The 20,249-nt window shown below is 73.8% G+C and carries 18 protein-coding genes; 8 read left to right on the forward strand and 10 right to left on the reverse strand.

The window, feature by feature from the left end:
- Nucleotides 1–163 precede the first annotated feature (163 nt).
- Nucleotides 164–676, reverse strand: a complete 513-nt coding sequence (locus tag ACFY93_RS14985) for an ATP-binding protein (protein ID WP_391358057.1) — start codon at nucleotides 674–676, stop codon at nucleotides 164–166.
- 183 nt (nucleotides 677–859) lie between these two features.
- Entirely contained in the window at nucleotides 860–1,183 is a 324-nt protein-coding gene (locus ACFY93_RS14990; RefSeq protein WP_391358060.1) for a hypothetical protein, read from the reverse strand.
- A gap of 368 nt (nucleotides 1,184–1,551) precedes the next feature.
- Between ACFY93_RS14990 and ACFY93_RS14995 the strand changes: the two genes are divergently transcribed.
- Entirely contained in the window at nucleotides 1,552–2,685 is a 1,134-nt protein-coding gene (locus ACFY93_RS14995) for a pyridoxal-phosphate dependent enzyme (protein WP_391358063.1), read from the forward strand.
- Between the two features lie 31 nt (nucleotides 2,686–2,716).
- Here ACFY93_RS14995 and ACFY93_RS15000 read toward each other — a convergent pair whose 3' ends face one another.
- Both ACFY93_RS15000 and ACFY93_RS15005 read right to left on the reverse strand, forming a co-directional pair.
- Complete coding sequence (locus tag ACFY93_RS15000) at nucleotides 2,717–3,196, reverse strand: SRPBCC family protein (RefSeq protein ID WP_391358066.1); 480 nt, start codon at nucleotides 3,194–3,196, stop codon at nucleotides 2,717–2,719.
- A gap of 136 nt (nucleotides 3,197–3,332) precedes the next feature.
- Complete coding sequence (locus ACFY93_RS15005) at nucleotides 3,333–4,163, reverse strand: DeoR family transcriptional regulator (RefSeq protein ID WP_391358069.1); 831 nt, start codon at nucleotides 4,161–4,163, stop codon at nucleotides 3,333–3,335.
- Nucleotides 4,164–4,455: 292 nt separating this feature from the next.
- On the opposite strand from ACFY93_RS15005, the gene ACFY93_RS15010 reads away from it, so the two are divergent.
- Nucleotides 4,456–6,834 (forward strand): hypothetical protein, encoded by a 2,379-nt coding sequence (locus ACFY93_RS15010; protein WP_391358072.1) that lies wholly within the window; start codon nucleotides 4,456–4,458, stop codon nucleotides 6,832–6,834.
- On the opposite strand, the gene ACFY93_RS15015 is transcribed toward ACFY93_RS15010, so the two are convergent.
- From ACFY93_RS15015 to ACFY93_RS15030, 4 genes are all read right to left on the reverse strand, one after another.
- Nucleotides 6,804–9,236 (reverse strand): right-handed parallel beta-helix repeat-containing protein, encoded by a 2,433-nt coding sequence (locus tag ACFY93_RS15015; RefSeq protein WP_391358074.1) that lies wholly within the window; start codon nucleotides 9,234–9,236, stop codon nucleotides 6,804–6,806. The genes ACFY93_RS15010 and ACFY93_RS15015 overlap by 31 nt on opposite strands.
- Nucleotides 9,237–9,351: 115 nt before the next feature.
- Nucleotides 9,352–9,957: a hypothetical protein gene (locus ACFY93_RS15020; protein ID WP_391358077.1), complete on the reverse strand. Its 606-nt coding sequence runs from the start codon at nucleotides 9,955–9,957 to the stop codon at nucleotides 9,352–9,354.
- Nucleotides 9,958–10,124: 167 nt separating this feature from the next.
- Nucleotides 10,125–10,973 (reverse strand): MOSC N-terminal beta barrel domain-containing protein, encoded by an 849-nt coding sequence (locus ACFY93_RS15025; RefSeq protein WP_391358080.1) that lies wholly within the window; start codon nucleotides 10,971–10,973, stop codon nucleotides 10,125–10,127.
- A 45-nt stretch (nucleotides 10,974–11,018) separates the two neighbouring features.
- Nucleotides 11,019–11,450, reverse strand: coding sequence for a DUF6643 family protein (locus ACFY93_RS15030; RefSeq protein WP_391358082.1), 432 nt, complete (start codon nucleotides 11,448–11,450; stop codon nucleotides 11,019–11,021).
- A gap of 297 nt (nucleotides 11,451–11,747) precedes the next feature.
- On the opposite strand from ACFY93_RS15030, the gene ACFY93_RS15035 reads away from it, so the two are divergent.
- The gene (locus ACFY93_RS15035; RefSeq protein WP_391358632.1) at nucleotides 11,748–13,049 is read left to right on the forward strand and encodes a TerD family protein; all 1,302 of its coding nucleotides are present in this window, start codon (nucleotides 11,748–11,750) and stop codon (nucleotides 13,047–13,049) included.
- Nucleotides 13,050–13,053: 4 nt separating this feature from the next.
- Here ACFY93_RS15035 and ACFY93_RS15040 read toward each other — a convergent pair whose 3' ends face one another.
- Nucleotides 13,054–14,238 carry a glycosyltransferase gene (locus ACFY93_RS15040; protein WP_391358084.1) on the reverse strand — a complete coding sequence of 395 codons (1,185 nt, stop codon included), beginning with the start codon at nucleotides 14,236–14,238 and terminating at the stop codon, nucleotides 13,054–13,056.
- 57 nt (nucleotides 14,239–14,295) lie between these two features.
- On the opposite strand from ACFY93_RS15040, the gene ACFY93_RS15045 reads away from it, so the two are divergent.
- On the forward strand, nucleotides 14,296–15,081 hold the full coding sequence (locus tag ACFY93_RS15045; protein WP_391358087.1) for an aspartate/glutamate racemase family protein: 786 nt from the start codon (nucleotides 14,296–14,298) through the stop codon (nucleotides 15,079–15,081).
- 99 nt (nucleotides 15,082–15,180) lie between these two features.
- The gene (locus ACFY93_RS15050; protein WP_391358090.1) at nucleotides 15,181–15,726 is read left to right on the forward strand and encodes a hypothetical protein; all 546 of its coding nucleotides are present in this window, start codon (nucleotides 15,181–15,183) and stop codon (nucleotides 15,724–15,726) included.
- Nucleotides 15,727–15,846: 120 nt separating this feature from the next.
- On the opposite strand, the gene ACFY93_RS15055 is transcribed toward ACFY93_RS15050, so the two are convergent.
- Nucleotides 15,847–16,827 (reverse strand): O-antigen ligase family protein, encoded by a 981-nt coding sequence (locus tag ACFY93_RS15055; RefSeq protein ID WP_391358635.1) that lies wholly within the window; start codon nucleotides 16,825–16,827, stop codon nucleotides 15,847–15,849.
- 306 nt (nucleotides 16,828–17,133) lie between these two features.
- On the opposite strand from ACFY93_RS15055, the gene lnt reads away from it, so the two are divergent.
- The 3 genes from lnt to ACFY93_RS15070 all read left to right on the forward strand — a co-directional run bounded on the left by lnt (nucleotide 17,134) and on the right by ACFY93_RS15070 (nucleotide 20,235).
- Complete coding sequence (lnt, locus tag ACFY93_RS15060; protein WP_391358093.1) at nucleotides 17,134–18,783, forward strand: apolipoprotein N-acyltransferase; 1,650 nt, start codon at nucleotides 17,134–17,136, stop codon at nucleotides 18,781–18,783.
- A gap of 117 nt (nucleotides 18,784–18,900) precedes the next feature.
- Nucleotides 18,901–19,374, forward strand: coding sequence for an NUDIX domain-containing protein (locus tag ACFY93_RS15065; protein WP_391358096.1), 474 nt, complete (start codon nucleotides 18,901–18,903; stop codon nucleotides 19,372–19,374).
- 60 nt (nucleotides 19,375–19,434) lie between these two features.
- Nucleotides 19,435–20,235, forward strand: a complete 801-nt coding sequence (locus ACFY93_RS15070; protein WP_391358099.1) for a 3-hydroxybutyrate dehydrogenase — start codon at nucleotides 19,435–19,437, stop codon at nucleotides 20,233–20,235.
- Nucleotides 20,236–20,249: the final 14 nt, after the last annotated feature.

Consider the following 20,249-nt stretch of genomic DNA (forward strand, 5'->3'; position numbering starts at 1 on the left):
GGGGCGGCGGGGCCCGGGGGGGGGGGGGGGGGGGGGGGGGGGGGGGGCGGGGGGGGGGGGCGCGGGGGGGCCCCCCCCCGCCGGGGGGGGGCCCCCCCCGGGGGGGGGGGGGGGCCCCCCCCCCCGGCCGGGGCGCTGGTGCGCGGGGACGGTCACCGCCCGGTCAGCCGGCAACGGCGGACCGGGCGGGAGCGTGTTCCCTGCGCGCGTCGACGGTGTGCCGGTGCGCGGGTTCGCGGGCCGCGTCGTAGGCCGGGATGACGGGCACCGACACCGCCGGCTCGGACGCCGGAAGCGTGAACCACACAACCTTGCCCGTGTCGCCGTCCGGGCGCACACCCCAGCTCTCGCTCACCGCGGCGACCATGGCGAGCCCGCGTCCGCAGGTGTCGGACTGTTCCGCGTCCTGCACCTCGGGAAGGCGGGGGTCGTGGTCGCGCACGGAGACCGTGAGGCGGTCGAGCAGCAGCTCGATCTCCACGGTGCACGTCTTGTCGGGCTCGGCGTGCCGGTGGACGTTGCTCAGCAGTTCCGTCACGCCGAGCGCCGCCCGGTCTATCAGGGCGTCCATATGCCAGTAGCGCAACTGCGCAGATACGATTCTGCGGACCTGGCCGATCCGCGACGGCAGGGCTTGGAGCTCCACCGTGCAATGCCTGCTTGGCTCGCTGATCACGGCTGCGACTCCCCGAATGAGGTCCGGAAGAAGACGGAGATCGGATCCAGCAGAGTGGCTGAGTGGAACGGCCGCCTGCTGAGGTGGCCGGCGGGCTGGTTCTTCAGCGTTATCGCCGGTAAACCCAGAGTGATGTGGGACCAGCGTGGCCCAGCGGGTCCCGTCCCGCAACTCGCGGCACGCTCAGCCCCCACGCCCCGCCGCTCTGCGCACGGCCTCGATGAACCGGCTCGCCGGGGGCGGACCCGACTCGCCCGGGGCGGGGTCGTGGTCGCCCAGGGTGAGGAGATAGCGGGTTCCGTTGACGTCGGCGAGCGCGCGGTCGTCGTGGGCGAACCAGGGCTTCGACGCGCGCACCGCCTGCACCGGGGCGCTGTCGATCTCGCTGCCGTAGCTGGTCAGCAACTCCAGCCTGCCGTCGCTGATCCGGACCTGACCGGCCCGGGTGAGCGAACGCAGCCGCTTCCCGATCCGCACACCCCTGGCCGTGAACTCCGGCTCCGCCATGATGTCCCGCCCCCTTGCGCGGTTCGGCTGTGCTCGTGATCCAGCGTCATGCCCGGCGTCGCGACCCCTGCCGGGAGCCGCCGGGTTCCCCTTTTGTCCAGTGTGCGTCCCGTCCGGGAAGGCCGCCCCGTGCGGTGCAGTCTGCCCGCACCCGGCGCCCAGCACCAGTGCGCGAGACGAGGCGGCGGGGCTGGTGGGAGCACTCGCCGGGATGCGCCCCCCGGGCCCCTGCGCCCGCTCGCTCCCCAGGGGTCCCTTTGAGGCGCTCAAAGATGCGTTTATGCAGGTGAGAAGCGTGCGGAAGGTGTTTATGATCGAGGTGTCCGACCGCGTGAACCGGCGTCGGCGCTATCCGAAGGAGCCCCGCCGTGAGCACCACTCACCAGGCACGGCCCGCCCGCCCCAGGGCCACGCTCGACGTCGACCACAGCGACCCCGAGTACCGGAAGTGGCTCAAAGAAGCCGTCCGCAAGGTGCAGGCGGACGCCAACCGCTCGGCCGACACGCATCTGCTGCGCTTCCCGCTGCCCGAGAGGTGGGGCATCGACCTCTACCTCAAGGACGAGTCCACGCACCCCACCGGCAGCCTCAAGCACCGCCTCGCCCGTTCCCTGTTCCTGTACGGACTGTGCAATGGCTGGATCCGGCCGGGCCGGCCGGTCATCGAGGCGTCCAGCGGCTCGACGGCCGTCTCCGAGGCGTACTTCGCCGGACTCGTCGGGGTGCCCTTCATCGCGGTGATGCCGCGTACGACGAGCGCCGAGAAGTGCCGGCTCATCGAGTTCCAGGGCGGGCGGTGCCACTTCGTGGACGACCCCCGCACCATGTACGAGGAGTCGGCCGCCCTCGCGGTGGAGACCGGCGGCCACTACATGGACCAGTTCACCTACGCGGAACGGGCCACGGACTGGCGCGGCAACAACAACATCGCCGAGTCCATCTTCCGCCAGCTGGAGCTTGAGCGGTTCCCGGAGCCGGCCTGGATCGTCGCCACGGCCGGCACCGGAGGCACCTCGGCGACCCTCGCCCGGTACGTGCACTACATGCAGTACGACACCCGCGTCTGCGTCGCCGACCCGGAGAACTCGTGCTTCTTCGAGGGCTGGACGACCGGCGACACCACCGTCACCACGGAGCACGGCTCGCGGATCGAGGGCATCGGCCGGCCGCGCATGGAGCCGAGCTTCGTGCCCGGGGCCGTCGACCGGATGATGAAGGTCCCGGACGCGGCGAGCGTCGCGGCCGTACGGGCGCTGGAGCGGGCCATAGGCCGCAAGGCGGGCGGCTCCACCGGCACCGGCCTGTGGAGCGCGCTGAAGATCGTCGCCGAGATGGTCGCCGACGGCCGCACGGGCAGCGTCGTGACCCTGATCTGCGACCCCGGGGACCGTTACCTCGACAAGTACTACTCCGACGCGTGGCTCGCCGGACAGGGGCTGGACATCGCGCCCTTCGCCGCGGTCATCGACAACCTGCTGGCCACGGGGGTCTGGACGGACTGAGACGCCCGGCCCCGGGGGCCGGGCGGTCCGCCTACGCGCGGGCCGACGCCAGCCGCCGGTCCAGGGTGGTCACCGCGTCGCGGAAGGCCCGGCCCAGCCCCGTCCTCGCCGTCCCCAGGGCGAACCGGAACAACGCCGTCCCGTCGGCGGCGAAGATCCACCGCACGCGGGTGCCCGTCCCGACCGGCGTCAGCCGCCACTCCTCGGCCAGGGCGAGGGCACCGGGCACGTTCGTCGCGTCGACCCGGTACGCGTACACCTCGTCCGGCCGCGCGGCCAGCACGGTCTCCTGGAAACGGGCCCCGCCCCGCAGACGTACCTCGCGGCCCGCGCCGTCGTCCGTCGGCCGGGCCGAGACCACCGCGGAGAACCACTCGGACCAGCCCGCCGTGTCCTCGGCCAGCGCCCGGAACAGCGCCCCGGGAGGCGCCGCCACCTCACGTGCGAACACCAGACGCACCGGAGCGGTCTCGGTGAAGTCGACTCCGACCGGGCGCAGACGGCGTGCCATGGACGAGACCCCCTCGCGGGGATGGACCCCGGGCGTAGGCGAGCATCACGGACGGGTGGAGCGGCGCTGCGGGACAGCACGGGAGCGCGGCCGCGTGCCGGACGCGGCGGGGAGCGCCACGATAGCCGCCGTCCCGTCAGATGTCTGTACCGTCCCCCGGCGCACCGGCCACCACCAGACGCCTGAGGTGCTCGGAAACCTCCGCGCGCGCCTCGGCGGGCAGCCCCGCGTCCGTCACCAGCGTGTCGACCTGCTCCAGCGCGGCGAACGAACTCAGCCCGACCGTGCCCCACTTGGTGTGGTCGGCGACCACCACGACCCGGCGCGCGGACTGCACGAGCCGCCGGTTGGTCTCCGCCTCCGCGAGGTTGGGCGTCGACAGGCCCGCCTCCACCGATATGCCGTGCACGCCGAGGAACAGGACGTCGAAGTGGAGCGCCCCGATGGCCTGATCGGCGACCGGCCCGACCAGCGAGTCGGACGGAGTGCGCACCCCGCCGGTCAGCACCACCGTGGCCGCGCCCTGCCGCTGGCCGGAGGTGCGCTGCGCCGCGTGGAAGACGTCGGCCACCCGCACCGAGTTCGTGACCACCGTCAGATCGGGGACGTCGAGCAGCCGATGGGCGAGCGCGTAGGTCGTCGTACCACCGGACAGGGCGATCGCGCTGCCCGGCGCGACCAGCTCGGCGGCGGCCCGCGCGATGTCCTCCTTGGCGGTCAGCTCCAAACCCGACTTGGCCTCGAACCCCGGCTCGTGCGTGCTCGCCTCGACGAGCGGCACCGCACCGCCGTGCACCTTCTCCACCGCGCCCTGACGGGCCAGGGCGTCGAGGTCACGACGGACCGTCATGTCGGAGACGCCGAGCTTGCGGGTCAGCTCGTTCACCCGGACACCGCCCCGGCGCCGCACCTCGTCCAGGATCAGAGCGCGCCGCTGCTCCGCGAGGAGGTTCTGATTCTCACTCACGTCCGCTCCGGTCCTTTCGCCGCAGGTCTCCGCACCGCCCTGCGCACCGGCCGTGACGAGGACGTTCTCCCCGTCCCCCGCGCGAAGGACGTCCCATCCTCGCACGTGGCGCCGCCCACCGCGCCACTGCCCGCGTCCCCGCCACACCCGTCCCGCGGCACCCTCCGTACGCGCCCGTCACACGTATCGGGGAGATTCGGCGGCTTCAGGTGTAGGCGCACCCCGGAAAGGAGATCCTGATCCTGCACATGACACGCGCCGAACGGGCATCCCCCGGGGGAAGAGCGGAACAGTGGAACGTGCGCGAGAGCAGATTCCCACGGGAGCGCCCGACGCCCCCGCACAGCGGTCCGGACGAGCCGGGGCCGCCCTCGAACTCCTGGTCCACGGGGTGGGGGGCACGACGCCCCAGGAGATGCTGGACGATCCGCGCACGGTCCGGATCACGGGTGACGAGACGGCCGCCGTCTACCGGCGCGCCGCCGACGCCGACGCCGAGCGCCGACCCGGCGAGCGCGGAGACGAACCCGTCCCCGAGGCCTACGTCTGGTGCAACCTCACCTCCGGCAACGGCTCCCGCGCCCTGTGGCTCCTCCTGCTCCCCTTCATGGTCGTCAACCTCGCCCACTGGATGCGCCCCACCACCCGCGGCCGGCCGCGCACGGTCCGGCTGTACGGGCTGCTGGTCCGCCTCACCGGACTCAGCCTCACCGTGCTCTTCGTCGCCGGGGCCTGCGAGGTCGCCCTCGATCTGACGGCCTGGCAGTGCGCCGGGGCCCGCGCCTGCGCCGAGAGCCACAGCTGGCTGGGATTCCTGTCACCGGACGTGTCCCACGACGGCTGGTGGAGCCAGCCCGGACGGCGCCTCGCCCTGGCGGGACTCGTGCCCACCGCGCTCACCGGCCTCCTCTGGTACCTGTCGCACCGCACCTGGAGCGCCTACGAGTCGCAGCAGCCCCCCACCGGGGACACCGGGCCCGACGAGGAGACCACCGGCACCGGCCTCGGGCGGCCCGGATTCTGGTACGGACGCAGGCTCGTCGCCCGGCTGCGCGCCGCGCACACCGCCGTGGGTTTCCTGACCGTCGCGGCCGCCGTCGGCACCTCCGCCGCCCGCTACGACCGCGCCCCCGGCGGACCCGCCGCCCTGCGGACGCTCGGCGCGCTGATCGAGGCGGCGCTCGTCACCGGCGTCCTGGCCGTGGTCTGGGTCGTCGGCCGACGCGGCCGCAGCGAGCACCTGATCGACCGGCACCTGGACCGCGGCACGGTCCGCCTGCTGCCCCTCGGCTCGCTCGCCCTGCTCGCGCTCACCCTGGTGTACGCCGGATGGTCACGGCCCGGCTGGCACTCGCACGAGCGGCTGCCCGGCGACATGACGTTCGGCGCCATCGCCCTGGTCCAGGGCCTCATCGTCGTCGCCCTCGCGGTGGTCGCCCACGTCCTGTACCGCACCCGCCCCGACCGGCGCACCGCGATGCGGGGCCTCGCCGGGCCCGCCGTCGCCATGCTGGCCTGCGCGCTGGGCGGAGTGATGTCCGGCGGCGTCGCCCAGCGCGTCGCCGACTGGCTGGGCGGCACCGGCGAGTCCCTGCTCGGCCCGCCCGTCCTGCTGATCTGGCAGTCGTCCGTGATCCCGCCCCTGCTGATCGTGCTCCTGTGCCTCGTCGCCTGGCTGGCCCTGCGCACCCGGATGCTGCGGCGCCGCGAGACGGCCGTGGTCGAACTCGACTACGCGGGGGAACCCGAGGACCTCGCCCGCACCCGCCGCATCGCCACCGTCCGCGCCATGGCCTCCCTCACCGACCGCGCCCCCCGCGTCGTCGGCGTCACCTCCGCCGTGACCCTGTTCCTCGGCGCCGGCGCACTCGTCGGCGCCCTCGTCACCGAGGAGGCACCGGACGACGCCGCGCGCGGCACGTACGCCTTCGTGCGGGGCTGCGCCGAGACCGCGCAGGCCCTCGGTTCCTGGCTGATCGGCCTCGGCTTCCTCCTCTTCGTCACCTGGGGGCGGCGCGCCTACAAGGACGCCTCGGCCCGCCGCACCATCGGCATCCTCTGGGACGTCGGCACCTTCTGGCCGCGCGCCGCCCACCCCTTCGCACCGCCCTGCTACGCCGAGCGCGCCGTCCCGGACCTGACCTGGCGCATGGCGACCTGGACGCACGCCACCGGCGGCCGGCTGGTGCTCTCCGGGCACTCCCAGGGCAGCGTGCTCGCGGCAGCAGCCGCCTGGCAGCTGAAGCCGTCCGTGCGCAAGAGGGTCGCGCTGCTGACCTACGGCTCCCCGCTCGAGCGGCTCTACGGACGCTGGTTCCCCGCCCACTTCGGCGAGGCCTCGCTCAGTTCCCTGCACCGCGAGGTGGACTGCTGGCGCAACCTCTACCGCGCCACCGACCCCATCGGCGGCCCCGTCCGGCTGCCCGGCGACTGCGGCCCCCAGGTCGACCGGGAGGCCCTCAAGGACCCCCTCGCCTACGGACGCACCGCCCTGCACCCGCTGCCCGCGCCGATCCTCGGACACAGCGACTACCAGGCGGACCCGGCCTTCGCCGAGGAACGCGCGCGGCTGCTGGCACGGCTGAGACCTGACGTACCCGGCCCGCGCGACGGCGCGCCCGGGGAGACCGGCGGGGAGCCTCAGGGGAGCTCCGGCAGGTCCTCCGGGTAGAGCAGCGTCAGGTCGTCCTTGTCCGGCTCGGCGAACTGGGCGACCCGGCCCGCGTGCCGCTCCACCATCGCCTCGAACGTCTGCCGCGCCGTACGGCCGTTGCCGAAGGCGGGGCCCTTGGGGATCGCAGTGAAGTACTTCAGCAGCGCCTCGGCGGCGCCCGGGGCGAGCCGGTACTCGTGCTCCTCGGCCTGCTGCTCCACGATCCGCAGCAGCTCCTCGGGGACGTAGTCGCTGAAGGTGATGGTCCGGGAGAACCGTGACGCGACACCGGGGTTGACCGACAGGAAGCGCTCCATCTCGGCCGTGTAACCGGCCACGATCACCACCACGGACTCCCGGTGGTCCTCCATCAGCTTCACGAGCGTGTCGATGGCCTCCCGCCCGAAGTCGCGGCCCGAGTCCTCCGGGGACAGCGCGTACGCCTCGTCGATGAACAGCACACCGCCCCGCGCCCGGTCGAACGCCTCCTGGGTGCGGATCGCCGTCGAACCGATGTGCTCGCCGACCAGGTCCACGCGGGACACCTCGACGAGATGGCCCTTGTCCAGCACACCGAGCGACGCAAGAATCTCCCCGTACAGCCGGGCGACCGTCGTCTTGCCCGTACCGGGGGAGCCGGTGAAGACCAGGTGTCGGCGGGCGGACGCCGCCTTGAGACCCGCCTGCTGCCGGCGGCGGCCCACCTCGATCATGTCGGTGAGCGCGCGCACCTCGCGCTTGACGCTCTCCAGGCCCACCAACGCGTCCAGTTCACCCAGGACTGCCGTGGACGTACGGTCCGGCCGGTCGGGACCGGGGGCGCTCACCTGCGGTTCCTGCTCGGTGCTGCGCTGGCCCGGGATCGCGCCCAGCAGCCCCGGGGAGCGGTTCGCGGTCTGCACGGCGGTCTCCGGCACCGGGGGCCGCAGCCCCGCGCTCTCGTCACCGGCGCAGTCCTCGACGACGGGACCCGCGCCCGGTTCCTGCCCGGCGGCGTCGGCGAACTCGTAGCCGCCGCGCGCGCAGCGCTCCGTACGGCACTTGCGCAGCGTCGTCCGGCAGCCGTCTATGACATGGAAGCCGTAGCCACCGCTGTCCGTGACCCGGCAGTGGTGGAAGCTGCCGCGGCCCCCGGCCGACACGTAGAACCCGGCCTCGGCGGGCGAGATGACCGTGCAGCGCTCGACGGTCGGATCCGCGCCCTTGGTGACGATGATCCCGGTCTGGACGCCGTCCACGGTGCAGCCCGACAGGGTCCCGCCGCTGCCGTGGTCGCGGAACCACGCGCCCGTGGCGGCGTCCCGGATCCGGCAGTCGTCGAGCTGAGCGGTGGCGCCGTCGCTCACCGACACCGCCGTGTTGCGCACCTGCGTCAGATCGCTGTCGACGACGTCCACCCGGGAGCCCCGGTCGAGGACGAACAGGGCGTCCGGCACGTCGTGCACCCGGCAGGAGTCGAGCACCGCCGTCGCGCCGTCGCTGACCCAGACGGCCGGGTAGTCGCCGGTGCTGTCGAAGATCTCGCACTGGTTGGCGTCCACGCGCGTGCCCGGGTCCCACACCGACAGGCCGTTGCGCCCGAACTGCCGCACCGTGGTGCGCGTCAGCGTGAGCACCGAGCGCGAGCGCAGGTCGACCGCGTTCTCCGGGATGTCGTGGATGCGGCAGTCGGCGAGCGTCAGCACCGCGTCCGTGTCGAGCGTGACGCCGTCGCCGGTCGTACGGTGCACGTCGCAGTCCGTGAGGTGCGCCGTGGCCCGCCCGGTGATCTGCACCCCGGAACCCTTGACCTCGTACATCTCGCAGCCGACCGCTTCCAGCGAGGCGTTCTCACCGGTCGCCGACAGCCCCGCCCCGGAGGCGTGGTGGATCCGGCAGCGCTCCAGGCGGGGACGGCCGCCGCCGCGCACGGCGACGCCGGACTGGCCCGCGGCGACGACCTCGCACTCCTCGAACACCCCGCCGCCGCCGTCCACTACGGCGATCCCGATGCCCGCCGGATTGTCGACGGTGCACCGGCGCACGGTCGGGCGCGCGCCGCCGCGCACCTCGATCCCCGCGGCGGAGCGCGTCACGATCCGCACGTCCATGAGCTCCGGGGTGCCCTCCTCGACGAGCAGCGCGGGCGCGGCCGCGTCCTGCCCCTCGATGTGCAGGTCCTGGATCACGGCCGACGCCCGCACGGTGAGCGGCACACCGTCGACGGGCGCGATGCGCACGGAGCCGGGGGAGCCCTCGGGCCCGCGCAACGTCACCGCGCGCAGCACCACGAGGTTCTCCCGGTAGGTGCCGGCGGCGACGGTGAGGACGTCGCCGTCGCCCGCCGCCTCCAGGGCGGCGGCCAGCGATGCGTACTCTCCTGTGCGGCGCCGCCACCGCGAGGTGCCGGTGTGCGTCACCTGGACCGTGCCCTGTGCCATGGCGCTGCTGTGCCCCCACCTCGTCGTACGCGGGTTCTCGCGGAAATGCCGAACACTTCGGCCGGTCCACCGTAGCGTGCGCGGGCGCGGCGAGTTGACCGGAGCGGGAAGGCGGTCAGCAGCCGGTGCCGGTCCTGCCCCAGTCCGGACCGGCCCGGTCCCATGCCTGGTCCCAACGGGCGTACCGGCGGCGGACCATGCGCCACAGGACGAGCCGTCTGCCGGCCTCGACGAGTCCCGCCGACAGCACGGCGGCGCCCGTCCCGGCCAGGACGGCGTGGGTCGTCGCGGTGGCCGCGTCCAGCGGGCGGCCGACTATGCGGCCGCGCCGGTCGGTCCACAGGGTGAAGTGGTCGCCAGGACGCGGGGACTTGAGGGCGGCCAGGACCGTGCCGTGCCGCGCGGTGCCGTCCGGAGCGGTCCAGTCGGCGAGGACGCGGCTGCGGGTGTCGCGCGTCGAGGCGCTCTCCGGATCGGGGTCCAGAGGACCGCCTCTCAGCTTTCTGACCACGGTCGCGGGCACTTTGTGGCGGCCCTGGCGCTGCTCGCGCACCGAGCGCTGCAGGACGTCCTGGGCGGCGCTCCCGACGACCGCGCCCAGCACGGGTGCGACGACGAGGACGAGCACCATCGTGACCAGCGCCAGCCATGCCTCGGCGAGATCCGTCGTACGGCGCAGCGGGTTGTGCCGCCAGCGCCACAGGCCCCCGATCGCTCCCACCGTCCCGCGCCCCCTTCCGGTCCGTGACAACCCGTCGCGTGCCGTCCGCGTACGGGTCCGGCGCGGAGGCGGGGAGTCACCCCCGAGCCCCCGCCGGTCTCTCATGAACTTCTCACAAGAGTGAAACGACTGTGCTCCCGGTCGGGGTTCCCCTCGTACGGGTCCGGTCACGTCACGTCCGGATCCGTCCCCTCGGTGAGGACCACGACGGGATCGCCGACGCGCACGGTGCCGGTGGACTCGGGCACCAGGTTCTGGCCGAAGACGAGCCCGCGGCCGATCCGGCGGTGTTCGGCGAGGGTGCGCAGCGGCTCCCGTCCGCGCTCGGCGCTGTCCTGGTCGGTGGTGGTAACGACGCAGCGTCCGGACGGTTTGGCGACCCGGAAGACGACCTCGCCGACGGCGATGCGCGACCACCGGTCCTCTTCCCAGGGGTCGCATCCCGCCACGACCAGGTTCGGCCGGAAGCGGTTCATGGGCAGCGGGCCCTCGTGGGCGTGATCGCCCCGCGCGATCAGGGCGTTGAGCGCGTCCAGCGAGGCGAGCGTGGTGACCAGCAGCGGGAAGCCGTCCGCGAAGGAGACGGTCTCGCCGGGGCGCGCGTACTCCGGGTCGACGGGCCGGCGCGTGGCGGGGTCGTCGAGGTGGGCGAGGCGCACCTCGGTCCCCAGATGGTCGCTGCACCAGGCGTGCGCTTCGGTACCGGCGAGGACCGCCTCCACCTTGGTGCCGAAGATGTCCACCGTCGTCGTGCCGGCTGGGTCCGGGACCGGGACGGTGACCGGCTCGCGGCCGGGCGCGGACAGACGGACGCCGCCGCCGGGCAGAAGCCCGGCGGCGGCCAGTGCGAGGCGCGGCTGCTCGCGCTGAGTGACGACCCTTCCCCCGTGGTCGATCAGCGTCCAGCGCCGGTCTCCTGACAGCCCCCAGGGCTCCACGGCGGCCTCCCGGGGCGCGTGGCCCCGGAACGCCTTGACCGGATGAACGTGTATGGAGCTCAGTTCCGCGTGACCCATGACGCCATGGTGCCAGCAGTCGCCGACATCCGGCGTGACAGGCGCTCAGTACCCCCGGTACTGCTGCCCGTTGTACGGATCCTGGTAGGGAGCCGGACCGGGGCGGGGAGCCGCGGGGCGCATCGCCTCGTAGCCCGTGCCGGTCGCCATCGGACGCTGCGGCTGCTGGACGCCCGGGTATCCGCGGGGGCCGGCCGCCTGCTGCGGGATGTACGGCGCGGCCTGCTGCAGCGGTGCGGGCTGCTGGGCCTGCGGATAACCGTAGACGGGGGAGTGGTGGGACGGACCGGCCGGCAGAGCGGGAAGTGCCGACGGGAGCGCGGGCAGATGGCTGCCCGTGTCATACACGGAGGGGACCCGGATCGGGGCGATCTGAGGAGTGCCCCGCTCGGCGACGAGCGAGTCGTAGATCGGGGTGTCCGGGAAGGACGGCGCGGAGTAGTAACCGCCGCCATAGGTGGAGCGGGGGGAGGTCATGGCCATAAGTTAAGCCCACGATGTGCTGGTTGGGGAGACCGATAAGAGGGTTGTTTTCCGTGTCGGCGGTGACGCCGAATCCCCAATGTGAGCGAACTCGGTGAAAAAGGGCAGCAGGCGCCGCTCCGATCGGGTAAAAGCCGAGTTCCTGAGGGGTTACCGGCGGTCGGCCGCGGATCTTCCCGCGCAGGTGGGTGGGTGTTCGCCGTCGCGGGGGAATAGGTTGGCCGCCAACGGAACCGGGCGGGTGTCTGGACGCGGCCCGGCGGGTGACATGCGATGGGGGCCGACATGCCAATGTCCAAGGGATCGAACGTTCCGGTGCCGACCGGCGGACTCCGCGTCGAACTGGGCTGGCGCTCGGGCCCGGGCGTGCCCGACGCGGACGCCTCGGCGCTGCTGCTGGTCTCCGGCAAGGTCCGCTCGGACGACGACTTCGTCTTCTACAACCAGCCCGCGCACACCTCCGGCGCGGTGCGCCACGACGGCAAGCGCGACGCGGGCGGTCAGGTGACGGACACGCTCTTCGTCGACCTCGCGCGCGTGGAGCCCGCGGTCGAGAGCGTCGTCCTGGCCGCCTCTTCGGACGGCGGCACCTTCGGACAGGTGCCGGGCCTGTACATCCGGGTCCTCGACGCGGCACAGGGCAGCGAGGTCGCCCGCTTCGACAGCGCCGACGCGAGCGTCGAGACCGCGTTCGTGCTCGGTGAGTTCTACCGCAGGCAGGGCGCCTGGAAGTTCCGTGCCGTCGGGCAGGGCTACAGCAGCGGCCTTGCGGGGCTCGCCACGGACTACGGGATCACGGTCGACGAACCGCAGGCCCCGCCCGCCGCACCCCCCGCGCCCGTGGCCGGCGGGTTCGGCCCGCCGCCCACCGTTCCGCCCGTCATGATGCCGCCCCCGGTGGCGCCCCCCGTCACCCTGCCGCCGCCCGTACCGGCCGCCCCGCCCGCCGTGTCCGTCCGCCTCACCAAGGTCACGCTCACCAAGGAGGCCCCCTCGGTCTCCCTGACCAAGCAGGGCGGCACCACCGGCGCCATGCGTGTGAACCTCAACTGGCAGGTGCGCAAGCAGTTCTCCGGATGGGGCAGCAAGCGGGGCCGCGCCGTCGCCCGGCACGCCGACCTCGACCTCGACCTGTGCGCGCTGTACGAGCTCTCCGACGGCCGCAAGGGTGTCGTCCAGGCCCTCGGCAACGCGTTCGGGGCGCTGCACCAGCCGCCGTTCATCCACCTCGACGGCGACGACCGCACCGGCTCGCTGGAGAGCGGCGAGAACCTCAGCATCAATCTCGACCACAAGCAGAGCCTCAGGCGCGTCCTCATCTTCGTGACCATCTACGAAGGGGCCCGCTCCTTCGCGGACCTGCACGCCACGGTCACCCTCCAGCCCGGCAACGGCGCCCCGATCGACTTCTCGCTCGACGAGTGCACGGTGCCCTCGACCGTGTGCGCGCTCGCCCTCATCACCAACAACGGCGGCGACCTGGTCGTCCAGCGCGAGGCCCGCTACCTCGTCCCCGCGCGCGGGGTGAGCCCCCAGCGCACCGTCGACCACGCCTACGGCTGGGGCATGAACTGGACCCCCGGCAGGAAGTGAGCCCTCAGCCCCGCTCCGGCGCGGGGTCCGCCGGCTCCGGACGCGCATAGGTTCGGCCCTTCCAGGCCGCACCGCGTCCCCGGTGGTGCAGCACGGCGGAATCGACCGTCATCAGGAGGTACAGGAACGCGGTGAACGGCAGCAGCGGGGCCAGGGCGAGCGGCTGCCGGTAGTACCGCAGCATCGGCAGATACGTCGCGGTCATCACCAGCCACGCGAGGCTCCCCGCCGCCGCGGCCGGGGCGCTGCCCGAGGCGAGGCCCGCGAAGAAGGCCACCGGCGGCACCAGATAGACCAGCGCCAGCCCGAGGACCGTACCGGCGAGCAGCACCGGACTGTGCCGCAGCTGGGCGTACGCGCTGCGCGAGACCATGCGCCACAGGTCGGGCAGCCCGGGGTAGGGGCGCACGCTGTCCACGCGCTCGGCGAGCCCCAGCCAGATGTGGCCCCCGGAGCGCTTCACCGCCCTCGCGAGCGCGACGTCGTCGATGACGGCCTGGCGGATGGCGTCCGGAATCCGCGCCCGCTCGGCGGCCTCCAGACGCAGCAGGACGCAACCGCCGGCCGCGGCGGCCGTCCGCGAGCCCCGTACGGCGATCCGGCGGAACGGGTACAGCTGCGCGAAGAAGTAGACGAACGCGGGCACGACCAGGCGCTCCCACGCGCTCGCCACCCTCAGCCGGGCCATCTGAGAGACCAGGTCGAAGCCGCCGTGGCGTGCCGACGCCACCAGCTCCCGCAGGCTGTCCGGTGCGTGGGCGATGTCCGCGTCCGTGAGCAGCAGGTACTCGGGCGCACGCGCGCGTGCCCGGGCGATGCCGTGGCGCACGGCCCAGAGCTTGCCCGTCCACCCCGCCGGGGGCTCCCCCGGAGTCGTGACGGTGAGCGGCAGCCCGCCGTGCCGCCCGGCCAGCTCGCGGGCGAGGTCACCGGTGCCGTCGGAGCTGCCGTCGTCGACCAGGAACACCTCGGCCCGCCCCGGGTAGTCCTGGGCGAGCAGCGAGGGCAGGCTGTCCGCCAGCACGGCGGCCTCGTCCCTGGCCGGCACCACCACGCAGACGGCGGGCCAGTCCTCCGGGTCACGGCGCGGCGGCAGCCGCAGATCCGTACGCCAGAAGAAGCCCTGGCACAGCAGCAGCCACAGCCAGGCGGCCAGTGATCCGACAGCGGTCCACACGACGGCGCTCACGCGGGGCAGTCTGCCTCACCGTGGCAGCCCACGAGGCCGATCGTCTAAGGTGACCGGGTGAAGATCGCGCTCATGGACTCAGGAATCGGCCTCCTCGCGGCGGCCGCCGCGGTGCGCCGGCTGCGGCCCGACGCCGATCTCATCCTCTCCTCGGACCCCGCCGGCATGCCCTGGGGGCCCCGTACGCCCGAGGACGTGACCCGGCGCGCGCTCGCCGTCGCCGAGGCCGCCGCACGATACCGGCCCGACGCGCTGATCGTCGCCTGCAACACCGCGTCCGTGCGCGCCCTGCCGGCCCTGCGCGCCCGCCTCGAACCGGACCTGCCCGTCATCGGTACGGTCCCGGCGATCAAGCCGGCCGCCGCCGGGGGCCGCCCCGTGGCGATCTGGGCCACGCCCGCCACCACGGGCAGCCCCTACCAGCGCGGACTCATCCGGGAGTTCGCCGACGGCGTGCCGGTCACCGAGGTCCCGTGCCCCGGGCTCGCCGACGCCGTGGAGCACGCGGACGAGGCGGCCGTCGACGCCGCCGTCGCCGCGGCAGCGGCCCGCACCCCCGCCGACGTGAGCACCGTCGTCCTGGGCTGCACCCACTACGAACTGGTCGCCGAGCGCATCCGCGCCGCCCTCCAGCGCCCCGACCGTCCACCGCTCGTGCTGCACGGCTCGGCCGGAGCGGTCGCCGCGCAGGCGCTGCGCCGGATCGGTGAACAGCCCGCCGTGGACGCACCCGCCGACGGCTCGCTCACGGTGCTGCTCGCCGGCCGCGAGACGGCGCTGCCGGCCGCCGCGCTGGCGTACGAAGAGGGCAGGCTGCTGCCGGCGGTCGCCCCCGTCCGCTGACCCGCGTCACGGCCGGACGCCGGCGGCCCCCTCGTCGGCCGGAAAGTGACACTCTGTGACGTCGTGCCCGCGCAGCGGAACCTGAGTACTCTCATGGGCATGAGGGACGACCCCCACGGCGCGCACGTGCCGCATCCCGAAATCTGGATCGGACGCGCCACCAACCGCGTCCAGTGGCTGCTGGCGCTCGCCGGTGCGGCCTGTCTGGCGCTCGGCATCAAGCTGGCCGTCGATTCCGCGTGGACGTCCGGTGTCGCCGCGCTCGCCATGTCCGTCGTCGGCTGCATCGCGGCCGGGCTCCTGGTGCTGTTCGGCACCCTCGCCTTCGTGCACGTCGCCGTGAGGGTCGACAAGGAGTCCTTGGAAGTGCGCTGCGGTCACATGGGACTGCCGCGTCGCCGCATCCCCCTGTCGAGCGTCGTCGGCGCCGAGTTCGCGCCCCGCGTCACGCCCCGTCAGTGGGGCGGCTGGGGCTACCGGTGGCGGCCCGAGAAGGGCACCGCCGTCATCGTCCGCCGGGGCGAGGGTCTGGTGCTGCGTCTGGGCGACGGCCACACCTTCACCATCACGGTGGACAACGCGGAGACGGCCGTACGGATCATCCGCGACCGGCTCCGCCCGGGCAGCGCGCCCGCCGCGCCCTGACCGGCCGCGTCCCTGATCTGTCGCAGTCCTGATAGGCCGCGTCCCTGATCTGTAGCGTCTCCGGCCCTCCGCGTGTCTGACCCGGCGTGCCCCCGGCCCGGCGCCCCGGTCCGCGCCCGCTCACCCGGGTTCGCCGGTGTGCGCGTCCCGCTCGTCCGCCAGCGGCCGGGCGGTGGCGAGGCCCGCCAGCAGGCCCGCGCCCGCGGTCACCGTGGTGAAGCTCAGCGCGTTGCCGACCGAGGCGACGGCGGCCAGTGCGGTCAGGGCCGCCCCCGCGGTCAGCGCGACGGGCGTGGAGCGCGGCGACCGCCACAGCGCGAACAGAACCCAGCAGAACACCGTTCCGAGCAGGACGGCGCCGACCAGGCCCTGCTCGGCCGCCTGTTGCAGCGGAGCGGAGTGCGGCCGGTGGTCGGGCAGGAGCGACTGGCCGGCCGTGGGGCTGAGCTCCCCGAACCGCCCCGGCCCCACTCCCAGCACCGCGTTGTGGTGGACCATGCGCAGCGCGTCGCGCCACAGCTGGATCCGGTGGCCGGTGAGCTGCCCCTCCAGCGACGCCGCCGGTCCGTCCGGCAGCGCGTCCTCGGCGATCGCCCACGTGGCCGCCGCCACCAGGACCGAGGCGGACGCGAGCCCCGCGATCCCCAGCGCGCGGTGGCGCACGTGGTCGGCGGCGAGGGAGCAGAGCAGCACCCCGGCGCACGCGGCGAATCCCGTGGTCGACCCCAGCAGGGCGCCGGCCACCGCGATGCCGATGGCCAGCAGCCGCAGCGCGAGCCGCAGCGTCGGCGGGCTTGCCGACCAGGCGGCACAGCACGCGGCGCCGGCGGACAGGGCGAGCAGCGCCGCGGTGGCACCGGTGTGGCCGAGGGGCGGCGCGAGCTGCGGGCCGAGGGCGGTGTGCGGGCCGGTGACGGCGAGACCGAGCCCGGCCAGGGCCCCGGCGCAGGGCGCTGCGACCGGCAGAAGCGCCCCGCAGACCCGGCCGGCCGCGTACCCGGCGGCCACCGCGAGCACCGCGAGGAGCATGCCCTCGGGGCGGCCCCCTCGGGTGGCCGCCGTGATCAGGGACCAGGCCGCGCAGGCGCCGAGCACGAGCACGCCGGTCACGTCCGAAACGCTCCGTCCGGCATCCTCGGCAGCCGATTCCACCGCAGGCGTCCTCCCCGTGGACCTCACCCCGTCGCCCCCCGACGTATGACGGACCTCGGCCGCCGTGGCCGCGTCGGACCGCACGTCAGAGGCTCGGGCACACGGTAACGGGTGATGCGCCGGTTTGTGGACGAGTTGCGCAGAAACGTTGCGGCAGATCGGGGTGCCCAGCCCAGCGGGCCGCGGGCGGCCCGCCGCGCACGGCCGCGCGGACCGTGCTGTCCGCGCCCAGGTCACGCGCCGTAGACTCCCCGGGTGACCGCCACCGCCACCTCCGTAGACGAGCCGGAACAGCTCGCCCCCCAGACGGCGCCCGCCTCCCGGGGGGTCCGGCTGGCGCGACGGCTGGCTCCGGCCGCCGCCGCGGCGCTCTCCGGAGTCCTGCTCTACGTCAGTTTTCCGCCACGCACCCTCTGGTGGCTCGCCCTGCCCGCCTTCGCCGCCCTCGGGTGGCTGCTGCACGGCCGCACCTGGAAGGCGGGCCTCGGGCTCGGCTACCTGTTCGGTCTGGGCTTCCTGCTGCCGCTGCTGGTGTGGACCGGCGTGGAGGTCGGTCCGGGGCCGTGGCTGGCCCTGGCCGCGGTCGAGGCCGTGTTCGTCGCCCTCGTCGCCGCGGGCGTCACGGCCGTCTCCCGGCTGCCCGGCGGGCCGCTGTGGGCGGCCGCCCTGTGGACCGCGGGCGAGGCGGCACGCGCGCGCGTGCCGTTCGGCGGCTTCCCCTGGGGGAAGATCGCCTTCGGGCAGGCCGACGGGGTCTTCCTCCCGCTCGCCGCTCTCGGCGGGACACCGGTCCTCGGCTTCGCGGTCGTGCTGTGCGGCTTCGGCCTGTGCGACGTGGTCCGCCTGGTCGTCGAGGGGCGCGGTGCCGGTGCTCTGAGGCGCCCGGCCGCCGTGGTGGCGGCGCTAGGCGTGGCCGTGCCGGTGCTGGGGGCGCTCGCCGCCCGCTCACTGGTCAGCGACGACGCCGAGGACGGCACGGCGACCGTCGCCGTCGTCCAGGGCAACGTCCCGCGCGCGGGGCTCGACTTCAACGCCCAGCGGCGTGCCGTGCTCGACTACCACGTGCGGGAGACCGAGCGGCTGGCGGCGAAGGTCGCCTCCGGTGACGTCCCCAGGCCCGACTTCGTGCTCTGGCCGGAGAACTCCTCGGACATCGACCCCTTCGCCAACCCCGACGCGCGCGCGGTGATCGACGCCGCTGCCAGGGCCGTCGGCGCCCCGATCTCGGTGGGCGGCGTCGTCGAGCGCGACGGCAGGCTCTACAACGAGCAGATCCTCTGGGACCCCGACAAGGGCGCCGTCGACACCTACGACAAGCGGCAGGTCCAGCCGTTCGGCGAGTACCTGCCGCTGCGTTCCCTCCTCGGCGCCGTCAACGAGAACTGGACGACCATGGTGCGCCAGGACTTCAGCCGCGGCACCGAGGCCGGGGTGTTCACCATGGACGGAACCAGGGTCGGGCTCGCCACCTGCTACGAGGCCGCCTTCGACTGGGCCGTGCGGGACACCGTCACCCACGGCGCGCAGATGATCTCGGTGCCCAGCAACAACGCCACCTTCGACCGCAGCGAGATGACCTACCAGCAGCTCGCGATGAGCCGCGTCCGCGCCGTGGAGCACAGCCGGACCGTCACCGTGCCGGTCACCAGCGGCGTCAGCGCCGTGATCATGCCGGACGGGAGGATCACGCAGCGTACGGGGATGTTCGTGGCCGGCTCCCTGGTCCAGAAGGTGCCGCTGCGCTCCTCGAAGACGCCCGCCACACGGATGGGGGTGCTGCCCGAGGCGGTCCTGGTGCTCGTCGCGGCGGGCGGCCTCGGCTGGGCCGTCGTGGCCCGTCGCCGTGTAACCCGCCGGCCGTCCGCCGGGGCCCCCGCGACGGGACCGTCCACGACGGCCCGCTGAACGACGGCCTGCGACTGAGGGCCTGCGACTGACGGCCTGCGACTGAGGGCCGGTGACCGGCGGCCGGGCTTTCCCACCGGTGGCGGGGTGAGACGACGGGACCGTTAGGGTCGGTCCATGGCCACTCCCGACTTCATCCGCACGATCCGGGCCTCGGCGGGGCATCAGCTGCTCTGGCTGCCCGGGGTCAGCGCCATCGTCCTCGACGACGACGGAAGAGTGCTGCTGGGGCGCCGTTCGGACAACCGCAGGTGGTCGGTGATCGGTGGCATCCCGGAGCCCGGGGAGCAGCCCGCGGCCTGCGCCGTGCGCGAGGTGTACGAGGAGACGGCCGTGCACTGCGTCGCCGAACGGGTCCTGCTCGTCCAGGCCCTGCAGCCGGTCACCTACGACAACGGCGACACCTGTCAGTACATGGACATCACCTTCCGGTGCAGGGCCACCGGTGGCGAGGCGCGCGTCAACGACGACGAGTCGCTGGAGGTGGGCTGGTTCGAGGTCGACGCACTGCCCGATCTGAACGAGTTCGGGCTGCACCGGATCAAGCTGGCCCTGTCCGACACACCCACGTGGTTCGACCCTATGAGCTGAGAAGCAAGTATGGGTGTCGGCCACATGGGTCGGGGCATGGTGGCTGCCTAGGGTCGGGACATGACCGCGTCCAGCCCTCTCCCGGGCCTCCCCGCCTCCGCACCCGATCTCGGCGGCCGCACCGCACTCGTCACCGGCGCCGCGGGCGGCATCGGCCGCGCCTGCGTCCTGCGGCTCGCCGCCGCGGGAGCCAAGGTGAGAGCGGTGGACCGGGACGCCGCCGGCCTGGAGACACTGGCCGACGAGGCCCGGTGCCTGCCGGGGGCCGTCGAGCCGCACGCCCTGGACCTCACCGACCTGGACGCGGCGGAACTGGCGGCGGCCGGGACCGACATCCTCGTGAACAACGCCGGGCTGCAGCTCGTGCGGCCCATCGAGGAGTTCCCGCCCGACGTCTTCCACACCGTGCTCACCGTGATGCTGGAAGCGCCGTTCCGGTTGATCCGAGGTGCTCTGCCGCACATGTACGGACAGGGCTGGGGCCGCATCGTCAACGTGTCGTCGGTCCACGGACTGCGCGCCTCGGCGTTCAAGTCCGCGTACGTGTCCGCCAAGCACGGGCTGGAGGGCCTCTCCAAGACCGCCGCGCTCGAGGGCGCGCCCCACGGAGTCACCTCGAACTGTGTGAACCCCGCCTATGTGCGCACCCCACTGGTCGAGAAGCAGCTCGCCGATCAGGCGAAGGCCCACGGAATCTCGCGGGAGCGGGTTCTCTCCGAGGTGCTGCTGCACGACAGCGCGGTCAAGCGGCTCATCGAGCCGGAGGAGGTCGCCGAGGCGGTGGCCTACCTGTGCAGCGCTCAGGCGTCCTTCGTCACCGGTACGTCGTTCGTGCTCGACGGCGGCTGGACCGCTCACTGAGGTGGTCATGCCAT

The organism is Streptomyces sp. NPDC008313 (genome assembly GCF_042956125.1).
Lineage (GTDB): Bacteria > Actinomycetota > Actinomycetes > Streptomycetales > Streptomycetaceae > Streptomyces.